We start from the raw sequence: 15,659 nt of genomic DNA, 5'->3' as shown, positions 1-15,659 counted from the left end.
CTCGAAAGATATTAATCTCATTTGGACAAATTTAAGCTACGGACAAGACCATTGTGTCATCTCCGATTAGACAATAAATAATTGTGATTTGTGAAATTGGCTATTCAATAAGGATTGCTGTGATGCATATAAGGTAACATATAGTCCCATTAGAAGTCGCTAATATAGCGACTTTTTATGTATACATCTAATTTAATCAACTTACTCGAGATCATGCGTCAAACTTGCCACCTACATAAAGAAAAGAGTGAATATGCGTTTTGGTGAGTTCAATCACGTTTTTAATAAATGCCTCACGTGATTCGCGATATCCGCTTAATATCCAATTGTTCAACAATCCAAAAAAACCATAGGCGGTATAGTACTTGAAATAGTCCATGTTCACTGGGGAGTTGTTGATCGTCTCAAAGACAAATTGCTCCTGATAGATTTTGAGTATGGTTTGTGGAAAGCCTGTATGTAAACCAGGTAACGTATCATCGTATTGAATCAGTTCGAAGAAGTCACGGTGTTCGTAGATATAATCCACGATTTGAAAAGATTCGGCATCCAGCTTGTTTGTTGAAACCTTTTGACCGTGCCAATAGGGTTTACCTACTGCACCCCTCAATCCTTCGAGTGTCATACTCAACAACTCTTCGGCGAGAATATATTTATCCTGGTAGTGTAAATAAAACGTGCTGCGATTATAACCGGCCTGATCAACGATGTCTTTGACAGAAACACCATGAAATCCTTTTTTCTTAATAAGCTGAATCAGAGCGGTTTTTAGGTGCTCCTTGGTTCGATTACGATGTTGAGCTGTCACAGTAAGTTCATTATTCATTCAAAAAAACTCCTATAAATATAGACATATTTTTATGAAGTGTCTACGAGGTAGACACTTGGTCATATCTTAATGATTGGAATGTTACAATTTTAAGCATAGAATTAGTTTTGTAAACATCATATAGCACTATTTATATAGGCGCTATTCAAAATATTATACTGGGGGATTTATTCATGGGCAAACTACAGGATAAAGTAGCAATTATTACAGGAGGAGCATCCGGAATCGGCGCAGCGACAGCCCGTCTGTTCGTTTCCGAGGGAGCCAAAGTGGTTTTGGTCGATCTGAATGAAGAAAAAGGCAAGGCGTTTGAGCAGGAACTGAAAGCGCTTAATGCGGAAGCTCTCTTTATCAAAGCAAACATCACGAGTGAAGAAGAGGTTTCCGAGATTTTCAAACAAACCGTAGAAGCATTTGGTCAAGTGGATATCGTATTCAACAATGCGGGCATTGGACGTGTTCATCCTACACATGAGCTTGATTATGCCGAATGGCGCAATACGGTCAATGTTGATCTGGACGGCGTTTTCTTGGTCGCTCGTGAGTCGATACGCGAAATGCTGAAAATCGGCGGAGGCACAATCGTCAACACGGCATCCATGTACGGATGGGTTGGTTCGCCTGGTTCAGCAGCATACAATGCAGCTAAAGGTGGCGTTGTGAATCTGACTCGTTCCCTCGCGCTGGAGTATGCTGAGCAGAATATTCGGGTGAACTCCCTTTGCCCAGGTTTCATCGATACACCGATTATTCCGGAAGAGAGCAAACAAGCACTTTCAGCGGCAACACCAATGAAACGTCTGGGTCAAGCAGAAGAGATGGCGAAAGCCGTTCTGTTCCTAGCTAGCGACGACTCTTCATATATGACAGGAAATAGCCTCATCATAGATGGAGGATACACCGCTCAATAAGTGTAGCAATTGTCAAAGCACACAAGAAAGAACATAGTTCCATTAAAAGTCGCTAATCTAGCGGCTTTTTTTATTTTATTGGTATAAGAGCAGTTCCCGAGCCAAGGACAACTAACAAACAGCGAGATTAGCTATTCATAATAGATGGCCTCATAAGGAAACTCCAACTTATTCAAGCGATATTCTTTGGGCGACATGGACATATATTGACGAAAAACTTTGCCGAAATAGCTGGGACTCTCAAAACCGCATTGTTGACCAATTTGGGAAATCGGGAGTTCCGTTGTGCGGAGTAGCCGGATTGCAACCTCAATGCGTCTGTCTTTGAGATAGGCTAGCGGTGAGGTTTTCTCGGATTTCTGAAATAACCTGCACAAGTAGTGTTTATTGATATCACAATGGCTGGCTAGAAGATCCAACGTCAATGGAGATGCATAATTCTCTCGGATGAACTTTTTACATTTCTCAATCGTTGTTATGGATAGGGCACCGATATCCTTCTCCGCATCCCGACTCGTCTGTACCAGGATAAGCAACCAGCGATAGACTTGCATGGACAAGCGATACTTGTCCGTAACTTTCTCTTGATGAATCAAATGGATAATTTGCCATAACTCTTGAATCAAGGGAGAGTCCGCGTTTCGTCGAATGACATGTCCCTCATTATCATGCATCATATCCCATATTCGGTTGGCTTCATCCCCGCGAATGTTAATCCATATAAATTCCCATGGTTCGTTGTTCTCTTGTTTATAGTAATAGCAATGTTCTCCGGATATTTTAACAAGTAGGGCATGTCCCTTTGGTAAAGGAATCGTTTGATTTTCAATATCCAGATAACCCTGACCATTAAGCGTGTATTGAAAAACAACGTGTCCCGGGTCTGGTCTATCATCACTTGGACAACGATATTCCTCGCTAGAAACGATCTGCCATCCAATAGAGTCCAGTGTCATGATTGATGTATCGTCATTGCGAAAAGCATAAGAAACCGTATGAACCATCGTTTCGTCTCCTTCCTAAAAAAGTCAATTATCTTATATAATACGTCACATTTTTTAGATTGTCTGTCTTTTTTTAGACCTGTAAGATAAATGTAAGCGGTAACATAAAAAGGAGGTGGCTGTAAATTGTGTTCATTTGACAACAAGCAGGGCAGGATCGAACTGATGATTCTACAAATGAATTTTTAGATAAGGAGGAGTTAATCAAATGATCCGAAGAACTGTTTCCATTCAGAAATCGATGTTTGTATCTTTTTTAGCACTCCTTATGGTTATTTCACTGGCTGTCCCCCCAGCGCCGATACGTGCAGAGTCATCAAGCAGCCTGCCGGGTCGCCAAGCAGAGTATCTTAACCGGGGATTGGTTGCGGTTCTTGTAGACAACGGCGTTTTTCTGAGCTGGAGGTATTTAAACAACGATCCAGATGATATCGCTTTTAATATATATAAAAATGGAACCAAAGTGAACGCATCGCCCATAAGCGATGTGACGAACTATGTGGACACCACTGGTTTCGACAGCTCGCAATATCAGATCTCGACCGTTATTGCAGGCAAAGAGCAAATGCAACCGGAGGTTGTATCGGTCTGGCATAACGATTATCTGCCTATTCCGCTTGATAAACCGGCCGATGGCCGGACTAAGGATGGTGGAACCTACTCCTATTATGCAGGAGATGCTTCCGTAGCTGACTTGGACGGGGATGGCGAATATGAAATTGTTTTCTTGTGGAGTCCGAGCAATTCCAAAGATAATTCGCAGGCCGGTTATACGGGCAATGTCTATATCGATGCCATCAAACTGGACGGCACTAAGCTGTGGAGGATTGACCTGGGAGTCAACATCCGCGCCGGAGCGCATTATACGCAGTTAATGGTGTATGACCTCGATGGCAACGGAAAGGCCGAGGTTGTTGTCAAGACGGCGGACGGCACGAAGGACAGCCAAGGCACGGTCATTGGTGACGGCACGAAGGATTATCGCAACGATGGCGGATACATACTGTCAGGACCGGAATATCTCACGCTGTTTAACGGTGAGACTGGCGCGGCTGTATCCACCGTGAATTATGATCCGCCAAGAGGCAATGTCAGTGATTGGGGTGACGGCTATGGCAACCGTGTAGACCGGTTCCTTGGCGCGATTGCTTATCTGGACGGTACGAAGCCAAGTGTCGTGATGAGCCGAGGTTATTATACCCGCACAGTGCTTGTTGCTTATGATTATGTTGGCGGGGAACTCGTCAAGCGCTGGACGTTCGACACAAACGAAGCAGGATCACAATATCAATCACAGGGCAACCATAATCTAAGTGTGCTGGATGTCGACAAGGACGGCAAGGACGAAATTATGTTTGGCGCTTTGGCCATTGATGATGACGGCAGCTTGCTGTACAGCACCGGACTCGGCCACGGTGATGCTATGCATGCCGGCCAGCTCGATCCGAACCGGGCGGGCTATCAGGTCGTAAGCGTGCATGAGCATTCGGATGCGGCATACGGACTGGAGATGCGTAATGCAGCAACAGGTGAAATCCTCTGGGGTGAGAAAACAGGTTTTGACACCGGTCGCGGGATGTCGGCGGACATTGATCCGAACTATCCAGGTTACGAATCATGGGCCACGACCGTTACCAACGGGCAAAATGTCCCTGTAACCAATACCTATTCAGCAGCCGGAGAGGCTATCTACACTGTGGACGAAGGGCCCAAAACCGCCAACTTTGCCATCTGGTGGGATGGAGATCTTCAGCGGGAGCTGTTGGACCATGAGTGGGATAATGGCACAGCCAAAGGAATTCCGCTCATCTATAAGTGGGATTACCAAAACAAAAAGTTGAATGAAATCTTGCGGGCAACCGGTACGTTAACGAACAACCATACCAAAGGTAATCCGGCACTTCAGGCGGACATTCTGGGCGACTGGCGTGAGGAGCTTCTGCTGCGGAGCGAAGATAGTTCGGAGTATCGTCTTTACACAACGACCATTCCTTCAGACTATCGCATCCCTACGCTGATGCAGGACCCTGTGTATCGACTTGGCATAGCCTGGCAAAATGTAGCTTACAACCAGCCGCCTCATACCGGCTTTTATCTTGGAGCGGAAGCTACGACATTCCCTAAAGCCGATTTGGCGCTGACTCGCGAAGCTGAAATGCCGGAGCCGGTCTACCGCTTTAATTTTGGCACAGAGACTGCGTCAGGAAGTACGAACATACAGGATACGCTATACGCACAAGATCCGGGATACGGCTTCAAGGATACAAATGGTATTACGGTAGGGGCAAAACAGGTTTCGGTCCCGGCGGGCACGGCATTTGCCATTGATCTGCCCAATGCGAACTATAAGGTGACGCTGCGATTGGGCGATGATGCAAATGACTCGAACGTTGGAGTCAAATCCGAATTCGTCCAGAAGCTCGCCGTAACCAATGTGACAGCAGGAGCGCCACTGGAGTATTCCTATGATATTGCTGTGGTGGATGGACAGCTCGATCTTCTTTTCACGGGTACAGCCATAGACATCCAAGACGTCATCATCGAGAAATATCCAGAGAAAGCGGCTGGTGCGGCAACAACGATCTATATGGCTGGTGATTCAACCATGCAATCTTACAGTGAAGCGCAGGCTCCTCAAGAAGGATGGGGCCAGCAGTTCGGACGTTATTTCTCCAATGGGGCAGTCGTCGTGAACGATGCGATCGGTGGCCGAAGCAGTAAATCCTTTATGGTAGACGGTCGTCTCGATACGATCCTGCAGCGAATTAAGCCGGGGGACTTCTTCTTCATTTCCTTTGGTCATAACGACGCCAGTGCAGGGATACCGGACCGGTACGCATCACCGGAGGACTATAAAATTTATTTGGCTCGTTATGTAAACGGTGCCAAACAGCGGGGCGCTACACCGGTATTGCTGACTCCGGTTGGACGCAGAGATTTTAATACAGTGACTCAAGAATTCAACGTTAGCTTCCCGGCATATGTTCAGGCTGCCAAAGAAGTAGCTGAAGAGCAGGACGTGCCACTGATTGATCTCAGCAAGTTGAGTATTGCTTACTACGACAAAATTGGTAACACAGCTACGGAAAAAGTGTTCTTATATGCTAATCCGGGTGAATATCCAAAATACCCAAATGGGATCAACGATAATACGCATTTCAGCAGCTATGGTGCACGGAAAATTGCCGGACTCGTTGCTGGTGCAGTCAAAGACATGGAGCTGAGCATTTCATCACTGGTCATTGACCCGGATATTTCCGAGCCAGAGCCAGAGCCGGAAGCCCAGCTCTATGAGGAGGATTTTGAAGGCGACGCTGCGGGCTACCAATATGCGATGGTCAATGCCACGGGTATTGCAGGAACCATGACGGGAACCGTTGTTGAACAGTCCGGAAATAAAGTACTGTCCGTCGCGGGTTCCGGATCGGGCAACCGGGCCAAGGTATTCCGTCTGTTCGATGCCGTAAACGGCGATCAGGTGAACGTGAACTTTGACTGGCAATCCGGTAATGTGAGTGCCTATCCATCAGAAGGTCACCTCACAATACAGGATTCTAACGAAAATGCCCTGTTCACGCTGTATACCAAAACCGGAAGCACCAAAATTCATTATTTTGTCGGTGCATATAACCCAGACTACGGCACAGGGGATACAGCCATACCCGAAGGGGGAACGGCTACAGATATTTCCAAGAACCAGTGGGTCACTGTGGATGCAACCGTTAATTTTTCCGAGAAAACATTGGATCTGACATTAACGAACCTAGCCGATCCGACAGTTACACAAACGATTGCAGATATCTCGCTGAGTTCAGCCGCATATGCGGACAACGTCAGATCCATGCGGTTCCTGGGAACGAGAAAAGGCGGTGGAGGCACGTTGAACTGGACTACCCAGATCGACAACGTGCGAATTGAGGGCACTCAGCTCTCTTCGGAGGGCGGCGATCAGACTGCCTTAATCGCTCTGTACGATGAGATCAAAGCACTCGATCTGTCGAATTATACGGATGCATCGAAGGCCGTGGTGAACCGGGCTTTGGCAGCTGCGGAAGCAATATTCAATACGGAAGCCACGCAATCTCAAGTTAACCATACGTTTAACATGTTAACTGTGGCGAAGGATTCATTGACAAGTGAACCAAGCGAAGAGATAAGTGAATACAAATTTGACTTTGGTTCTGGCGACGCAGCCGACGGATACATCAAGGTAGATGCCAAAAGAGCGTACATTGAAGGCAATGGGTACGGCTTTGCTGATACTGCGCTGACCAAAGATGAGAACCGGGAAACCGGAGATTTGCTCAAGGAGGATTTCACACGGGTAAACGGCACCTCCTTCCTGGCGGAGATGGAACCGGCCAATTACCGGGTAACGATGACCATCGGGGATGCGGAGGAATCAACCAGCGCAAATGTCGTTGTAGAACAGATGACAAAGTTGCCGCTCACAACCGTTGCCAAAGGCGAGTTCAAAGAAATTACGTACGACATTGCTCTGATTGATGGGGTATTTAACTTCAACTTCACCGGAAATGCACCAAAGATCAATGCGCTGAAGCTGGAGCGTCTGCCAGATCACAGTGCAAGCGATAAACCTGTTATTTATTTGGCCAGCGATTCCACTGTGGCCAATTACGCGGAAAACTATCGTCCGCAAGCAGGCTGGGGAGAAACGTTGGGTGGTTTTTTTGATGCAAATGAAGTCAGTATTGATAACCGGGCAGTTGGAGGTTTGAGCAGCAAGACCTTCCTGGTCGGTGGATATCTCAACGATATTTTACTCGACATTCAAGAAGGCGATTATTTGTTCATGCAGTGGTCTCATAATGATTCCACACCTTCACGTCCAGAGCGTTATCTCACGCCCGAGCAGTTCAAGGTATATTTGAAAGAATACATTGACGGCGCTCTGCAGAGAGGTGCGATTCCGGTTCTGGTCACGCCAGTGAATCGTCGTGATTTTACCGGAGAGGTGCTGAACAAAAGCTTCCCGGAATACGTTCAGGCGATGAAAGAAACTGCGCAGGAAACGGAAACACTCATCATCGATCTGAATCAGGCCAGTTGGGAGCATTTCCAGAAGCTTGGTACAGAAGGAACCAAATCGATATTTATGTGGGTAGGCACAACCGAAGACAACACACATTTGCAAATGAATGGTGCAATCAAGGTATCTGAACTCGTGGCACGTCTTGTGAAGGAATTGAATATATCTTTATCTGATTTTGTTACGTTGGAAGGAGAAACTCCGGAGCAGGAAGCCCCGCATACTACGGCAACTGTGGAAGGAGAATTGCAGAACGGCTGGTATACTTCTCCGGCACAAGTAACCTTCACAGCAAGTGATGAAGATTCCGAGATCGAAGGAACCTATTATCAAATCAATGGGGGCGAAACGGTGAGTGGCACACAGTTGACTCTAACTGAAGAAGGTACACATACCATCACCTACTGGAGTGTCGATGTTGACGGCAACAAAGAGAGTGAACAGTCTTTGTCCATATCCATTGATCTCGTACCTCCAACCATTGAAATTCATGGTCAAACCGAGTACACCATTGATCAGCATGTGGAAATTGGCTATACAGCCTCCGATTCGGTATCCGGTGTGGAAGAACCGGAGGGTGTGCTTCTCGACACTCCTGCGTATACACTGGAACCCGGTCTGAACCAGGTTACGGCAACGGTCTCTGATTTGGCTGGCTGGGAACAGACGGTAGAATATCGTTTTGGCGTTATTGCTACATTCGACAGCCTAATTAATCTGACCAACGCCTTTGCTGATGAATCGATCGATCCTAATGCTGGTGTTCTTGCTGATCAGCTCACAAACACGTTACAGCAGGCCAAACAGGCAGCAAACAATCGTGAAGGAGCAAAAGCGCGTCAATTGCTTGCATCCTACGGTAATGACGTTCAATCAGCTAGAGGAACCGTATTTACGGATGAGCAGGCAAGTGTGCTGATTAAGTGGGAGGAATGGCTCCATCAGACAACGCCACTAGCAAACGGTGCCCCTGGCACTCCGGTGTTATCTGATAATAATGGTTACGACACGGGGCTCAAAGACGGAGACTATACAATCACGATGAATCTGTGGTGGGGGAATAACGGCAATCAGTTCAAGCTGTATGAGAATGGTGAATTGATTAAAGAAATTTCTCTGGTCGATCAATCTCCATCCGCCCAATCTGTTCAAGTTGATATTACTGGAAAGAAAAATGGCACCTATATCTATACTGGAGAATTGATCAATGCACTGGGTTCAACCATGAGTGTTCCACTGACAGTCATCGTCACGGATGCTTCCCCGGGGCAAGCTGTTCTGTCGAACGACAACTGGGATGGTGACGGCAACTATAATGTCACCATGAATCTGTGGTGGGGAACAAACGCAACCGAATACGAACTTTACGAAAATGGTGTATTGATTGACACACAATCACTGCAATCTCATTCGCCTGGTGCACAGTCTGCGGTTACCTCAATCTCTGGAAGGGTACCCGGAATCTACGAGTATGAAGCTGCACTTCGTAATTCTTCAGGGGAAACCAGATCACACAAATTAAATGTGACGGTACGAGAGTAGACTGAAATGTTTGAGCATTCCATGAACAAGAAGTGATTACAACTGAAGTAAGGTACGCATATAAAAGTGCTATTCCTCATCATTTTGAGGAGTAGCACTTTTTTATATGCGCACAGTATGAAAGCGTTTGACTTATTTGAATATCAATCTATAATGATGAAAGGAAATTGGACTTGGAGCAAGCTTCCATACGCAGGGAGCTTGCTGTTTCATTTTCAGAAGGAGAATAGGTTCCCATGACACTTAAAAAAAGAATCTTTTTACTGTTCTTTCTCAGTGCGTTTATCCCCTTTATCAGTATATTTGCGATTTCTTATTATACGATCGACTCCATTTTCGCAAATAAGATCGATGATGGTATCCGTAGCAATTTACAGCAGGTGACATCCTCATTGGAGAACTCCATCACCAATCTGAATCATGTTACGCAACAATTATCTTACAGGGGTACTTTAGGCAAAAGATTAGATGAATTCTTGAATCCTTCCTCCGATATCTTCGAACTGATTGAGGCCAGGGACGAATTAAAGAACGAGTTAAGTGTTGTCACCTTCACCAATCCTAATATCGGATTAACCCTGTATTACTTTCAAAAAGAAGGTACTACTCAGTTCGGCAACTTTCCAATTAAGGATCGTTTCTCTCCTGAGTCTCTGCCTGTGCTCTTCCAAACCTATAGCATTAAGTACTATGGCCCTCATATGAGTATGAACCGATTTGATGATCAACTTGTTCTGTCTGCTATGCGTAAAGTACAACTTTCCGAGAGGAACGACGTGTTCATTTACGTAGAATCAGGCTTTCGCCTCACACAGGATATCTTGGGCTACAATCAATACAACGGCGCATTATCTCATCTCATCCTGGATGGTGAAGGCAACATTGTGTACAGCGAAATACCGGAAGCCATGAAGGTTGGACAGAATTTCACCAGCTTAACGGCCGATCCTGCCAAGGACGGAATATCCCGCGGGTATCACTGGTTCAAGGAGGATTCCTCACAGAAATGGAGTGTCGTATCGGTCATTTCGCAGTCTCAATATCAACAGGAGAAAAACCAGTGGTTGCTTCAAATTTTGCTGGTCGCTTTATTTTTCCTCGGCTTTACCGTGTTTCTCGCTTGGCTCCTGTGGAAGATGGTCTACAAACCACTCGGTCTGTTCCATTCGGAGATCAATGGGATGTCCAAAAATCCACAAACGAAAGGGAACCGAGCTCGCACTCAGATTCCTGAATTTGATTTTCTATTGGGTGAATTTTCGAATATGCAGCATCAAATTGGTGACCTCTTCAAGGAAGTTCAGCAGAAAGAGAAGATACGTGCAGACCTGGAAGTGGAAAAACTGCTCTATCAGATCAACCCGCACTTTCTGATGAATACGCTCGATACGGTGCACTGGCTGGCCGTCATGAACGGACAAGGTGAGATCGACAAGCTAGTGCAGTCCTTGAACAAGCTGCTCTATTACAATCTAGGCAAATTAGGGCAAGTATCCACCATGGAAGAGGAGATCGATGCCCTAAGACAGTATCTGATTTTGCAGCAAATTCGCTATGATTTTGAATTTGACGTCCGTATTACTGCAGATGAACAAGTGCTTCAAATTCCTGTGCCCCGCTTCATTCTGCAACCGCTGGTTGAAAATTCGTTATATCATGGATTGAGTGACGAAGGTTTTATTCAGATTGAAGTGACATGCACTTCAACGTTGAACATTATGATACAAGATAATGGTGCAGGTATGACTGAGGATACCATTCATAATCTGCTGAACAATCGTGAAGCTGAACAACAAAAAGTAGGGATGGGCATCGGACTCAATTACGTTCACCGCATGTTGAAGGCACAGTACGGGGATCAAGCACAACTGGTGATCGAGAGTGAATTGGGAACAGGGACAAACATACTGCTCGTATTGCCTATTAAAGGAGAAGATATCTCGGCATGATTAAGGTATTGATTGTAGATGATGATAAGTTGGTACGCAAAGGCATTAGCTCTGCGATGCCATGGAACGAGTTCAACATGGAGGTTGTAGGAGAGGCCAGCAACGGGGCGAAAGCACTGGATTTCCTAAAAACCCAACCGGTCGATCTGATGCTAACGGATCTTGCGATGCCCGTCATGTCAGGAATTGAACTGATGCGAGCTGCGAGGCAGCTCTATCCCGAACTTCATATCGTTGTGTTAACACTGCATCAGGATTTCGATTATATCCAGGAAGCGCTAAGACTCGGAGCCATCGATTATATAGCCAAAGTGCAGCTTGAGAAAGAGCAATTCGAACATGTTCTGCAGCGGATACATACCCGAATTAGCGGGTTGACAAACACGACAAGAAAGATGCCTTCGCAGGATGAAATCAATGTCTATTATCCAAATGTGTATGCACTTGTTTCCCAGGATCGTAAATCAGAGCAGAAGTGGCCAATAGAGTTAACTGCGCATGAAGATCTGATAAGGTGGGAGATTGAGCGTAATAGCTGCATGTGGGCTGCACCCCCGTCCAAAGAGGATCAACTTTTTCATCAATTGAAGGAAGGCCTGCATCAAGTTCCCCATAGTACGTTGTTGGTTTTGTCTGATGTACAAGAGCGAACATGGTCGCAAATCAAAAACTGGATTAGGAATTATACAGAGACGAGTTTATTCTATGCGTACAATCCCAATAATCAAGTCATTACCATTTCCATGAATGAGAAAGATACATTTTCAAAAGAACCGCAGGATGAGGACCTTGATCGAATTAAGCAAACTTGGTTCCAAACACCATGGACCCACCACGATAGTTACTACAAACAACTTGTTGACCAGTTTATATCCTTACGATTACATAAAGGTCAGTTGATGGGATTGCTGTACTCGATCGTAATGGAGTGGAACCGTATTTTTGCCCAAACTACGCTTGGAAGAATCTCGATGATCCATTCTTTCGAATCTTGGTACGAGGTTGAAGAATGGATAAAACAGACTGCTGCAGGCATTCGAAAGGCTGATGAACAGACTTCATATTCACAGGAAATCATCGATGCCGTGAAAAAAGCAGTGATGATCGTGCAGCATGATTTGGAGCAGGCCTATACAGCTTCAGGTCTCTCCCAACAACTCAACATCAGCCGAAGTTATTTCAGTCAATGTTTCAAAGATCTGATGGGGAAAACCTTTAATGAGTACTCCCGCTTCATCCGGGTAGAGAAATCCAAAGAGTACTTGCTCAATACGAACAATACGATTTTCTGGATTGCGGAGCGAGTGGGTTATACGGATGAAAAATATTTCAGCCGAATTTTCCGAGAACTGACAGGTCTTCTGCCAAGCGAATATCGGCAGCTAGGTAGAGGAAATAAATAGCCGACAGCTTCCTGTTTTAGGAGCTGCCGGCTTTTGTTTTTGATCGAGAAGAGGGGTAGATAGACGAATGTTGGTCAGTAGGTAGGGTAAATGATCACAAGTTAACCATACTTCATCATACGGACTGAAAACTGTAAGCATTTCTCTATCCAAACGGACGTGTAATCCCTATCTCGATTGGCCTTCATTTCATTTTATAATGAAAGCGCAAACAAATATATTAAACATCAGATAAAGGGGAATCGAACTAGATGAGAACAAAATGGTCTATTAAAAGCAAACGGGTGACAAAGCGTCTGGCCGTGCTGTCCATGTCCGCCTTGATGGTTGCAGCCCTAGCGGCATGTGGAGACTCTTCCAATCCTCCTACTGCAGAGGAAGCAGGCAAATATGAGGTAACGCCAGGAGATCCGTTTAGTGCCTATAAAGACGAAATAACCGTAACCATGGGACGGGTAACCACAGCCAACCCAAAACTGCCGGCGGGTGATACCTATGAGAACAACGCATATACTCGGCTGGTCAAAGACACGTTTAACGCTCAGATTACAGATCAATTTGAAGCCAATGGCGAAGATTATAGCCGTCAGGTTTCGCTCGCCATCGCATCCGGGGAATTGCCAGACATGATGCGTGTTGATTCCAAAGATGAATTGAAAGAGCTGGTGGATAATGATCTGATAGAGGATCTAACAACCATATATGATCAATATGCTACGGATAATATCAAGCAGATATACGATTCCTATGATGGCCGTGCATTAGAAAATGCGACGATTGACGGACGTTTGATGGGACTTCCGGCGACTTCTCTGGATTCTGCACCCACGATGGTTTGGGTTCGTCAGGATTGGTTGGATCTGTTGGGGATTCAACTTGATGCAGACGGAGACGGTGCCATCTCGCTCGATGAGGTAGAGAAAACGGCACAGGAATTCCTGAAAAGAGATCCTGGTCAATCCGGTAACCCGGTAGGTATTCCATTTGTGAACACGATGAACACAACAGATTACAATGGCTCTGCTTATACGATGCTTGGTGTGGCCTCAACCGAGGGAGCCTTCCCGCAATATTGGATGAATGGTGAAGACGGCAAAATCGTGTATGGTTCCACGACAGAAGCAACGAAGAAGATGCTTGGTATCATGGCGGATTGGTTCAAGAATGGGATCATTGACCCGCAATTTGGAACCCGCACGTTTGACGATATTACCGCACTCTACGCCAATGGCCAAAGCGGTATTGCCTTTGGACCGTGGCATATCCCTGACTGGGGACTGATCAGTGCAAAACAGATGGATAAAAATGCGAAATTCTCGGCTTATACGCTGGAAGATGCAAACGGCAAGGTCAACGTGGCGCATGCCAATCCATCCAATCAGTTTATCGTGGTGAGAAAGGGATATGAACACCCTGAACTGGCCGTTAAGATTCTTAACCTGTTCTACGATAAACTGGCCAATGATAAAGATGCCGCTACAACCATGCCGGAAGCTGCCAAATATCAGGAGACCGGGGTAGACGGATCTACGAGACCTTTTAATATCGAAGTCAACTCGGCTACATCGCTGCTGGATGATTACTCTGACGTTGTTCGAGGAATCAAAGGAGAAATTTCCCTGGATGAGGTTCGCACTACCGAATCGAAAAACATTATCGGCAGCATCAAAACTTATTTGAGTGACATGGATACGGATGATGTGACTGCTTGGTCCAAATATCATTCGCGGATTAACGGAGTGGGACTAATCGACAAACTGACTCAGGAAAACAAATTTGTCTGGATGACACCTGCTTTCTCCGGCACTACACCAAGCATGAAACAGACGTGGGCCAATCTGACGAAGTTGGAGCAGGAATCGTTTATCAAAATTATAACGGGTTCAGAACCTTTGGATTACTTCGATACATTCGTGAATAACTGGAAAAAACAAGGCGGTGATCAAGTCATTCAGGAAATTGAAGATGAGATCGCATCCAAACAATAATATCCATGCACAGTAGCAGGGCTGCGATACGCAGCCTTTCTTCAACGAAAGGGGTTCATCCATGAAACAGGGGAAATTGAAAGCGAGAGGCCGGCTTGGCCCAGGTGCCATGTACCATATGATGATGCTACCAGGCATTTTGTTTTTGCTGGTATTCAGCTATGTTCCAATGGTCGGTATCATTACGGCTTTTCAGGATTATATACCGGCCAAAGGCATGTTTGGCTCTGAATTTGTAGGGCTGAAACATTTTACTTATATGTTCAAGCTGCCGGATATCGCGCAGGTCGTCAGCAATACGTTGGTGATAGCGATTGGCAAGATTTTGCTTGGAACGATGATGGCCATCATTTTTTCCGTTTTGTTAAATGAAATTCGTGTCAAATACGTTAAAAAATCGGTGCAGACGATCGTTTATCTGCCGCACTTTCTATCCTGGGTTGTACTGGCATCGGTCGTTGTCAACATGTTCAGTCTGGATGGTATTGTGAATCAAATGTTGGCGTTTTTTGGCCTCGAAAATATTAATTTCCTTGGCAGCAACACCTGGTTCCAGCCACTGATTATCGGTACAGACGTATGGAAAGAGTTTGGTTATAGTTCCATCGTCTATCTGGCTGCAATCACGTCGATTGATCCCGGTCTGTATGAAGCAGCAGGAATGGATGGAGCCAGTTGGTGGAGAAAAGTATGGCATATTACATTGCCAGGCATGCTGCCTATTATTCTGCTCATGGGCGTAATGAGCCTGACCAACATTTTGAGCGCCGGTTTCGACCAAGTCTATAATCTGTATAACCCGGTTGTCTATGAGTCAGGCGACATTCTGGATACCTATGTCTATCGGATCGGTCTCGTTGGACGACAGTATAGCTTCGGTACAGCTGTTGGTTTGTTCAAGTCCGTAATCGGTATTGTGTTGCTCTTGTCTGCCAACCAGTTGGCCAAAAAATATACGGATCGAAAAATATTCTAAGGAGGCC

General features: G+C 45.6%; 8 protein-coding genes. 6 read left to right on the top strand and 2 right to left on the bottom strand.

Going from position 1 to position 15,659, the window contains the following annotated elements:
- Positions 1–211 precede the first annotated feature (211 nt).
- Positions 212–826, bottom strand: coding sequence for a TetR/AcrR family transcriptional regulator (locus FE296_RS27765; protein WP_150367129.1), 615 nt, complete (start codon positions 824–826; stop codon positions 212–214).
- A gap of 176 nt (positions 827–1,002) precedes the next feature.
- Between FE296_RS27765 and FE296_RS27760 the strand changes: the two genes are divergently transcribed.
- Positions 1,003–1,740 carry an SDR family NAD(P)-dependent oxidoreductase gene (locus FE296_RS27760; protein ID WP_150367128.1) on the top strand — a complete coding sequence of 246 codons (738 nt, stop codon included), beginning with the start codon at positions 1,003–1,005 and terminating at the stop codon, positions 1,738–1,740.
- A 131-nt stretch (positions 1,741–1,871) separates the two neighbouring features.
- Here FE296_RS27760 and FE296_RS27755 read toward each other — a convergent pair whose 3' ends face one another.
- Positions 1,872–2,744, bottom strand: coding sequence for an AraC family transcriptional regulator (locus FE296_RS27755; RefSeq protein ID WP_076210573.1), 873 nt, complete (start codon positions 2,742–2,744; stop codon positions 1,872–1,874).
- 208 nt (positions 2,745–2,952) lie between these two features.
- Between FE296_RS27755 and FE296_RS27750 the strand changes: the two genes are divergently transcribed.
- The 5 genes from FE296_RS27750 to FE296_RS27730 all read left to right on the top strand — a co-directional run bounded on the left by FE296_RS27750 (position 2,953) and on the right by FE296_RS27730 (position 15,652).
- A complete protein-coding gene (locus FE296_RS27750) occupies positions 2,953–9,336 on the top strand; it encodes a rhamnogalacturonan lyase family protein (RefSeq protein WP_150367127.1) in 6,384 nt (2,127 codons plus the stop codon).
- Between the two features lie 236 nt (positions 9,337–9,572).
- Positions 9,573–11,285, top strand: coding sequence for a sensor histidine kinase (locus FE296_RS27745; protein WP_150367126.1), 1,713 nt, complete (start codon positions 9,573–9,575; stop codon positions 11,283–11,285).
- Positions 11,282–12,688 carry a response regulator transcription factor gene (locus FE296_RS27740; protein WP_150367125.1) on the top strand — a complete coding sequence of 469 codons (1,407 nt, stop codon included), beginning with the start codon at positions 11,282–11,284 and terminating at the stop codon, positions 12,686–12,688. Before FE296_RS27745 ends, FE296_RS27740 begins: the two co-directional genes overlap by 4 nt.
- Before the next feature lie 251 nt (positions 12,689–12,939).
- A complete protein-coding gene (locus FE296_RS27735) occupies positions 12,940–14,676 on the top strand; it encodes an extracellular solute-binding protein (protein WP_150367124.1) in 1,737 nt (578 codons plus the stop codon).
- A 61-nt stretch (positions 14,677–14,737) separates the two neighbouring features.
- A complete protein-coding gene (locus FE296_RS27730) occupies positions 14,738–15,652 on the top strand; it encodes an ABC transporter permease (RefSeq protein WP_091020977.1) in 915 nt (304 codons plus the stop codon).
- The last annotated feature ends 7 nt before the right edge of the window (positions 15,653–15,659 follow it).

Origin of the sequence: Paenibacillus sp. UASWS1643 (assembly GCF_008693195.1) — a bacterium.
Classification (GTDB): Bacteria; Bacillota; Bacilli; order Paenibacillales; family Paenibacillaceae; genus Paenibacillus; species Paenibacillus amylolyticus_B.
Note: the sequence above shows the minus strand (reverse complement) of the source record. Positions and strands in the feature narration are given on the sequence as shown.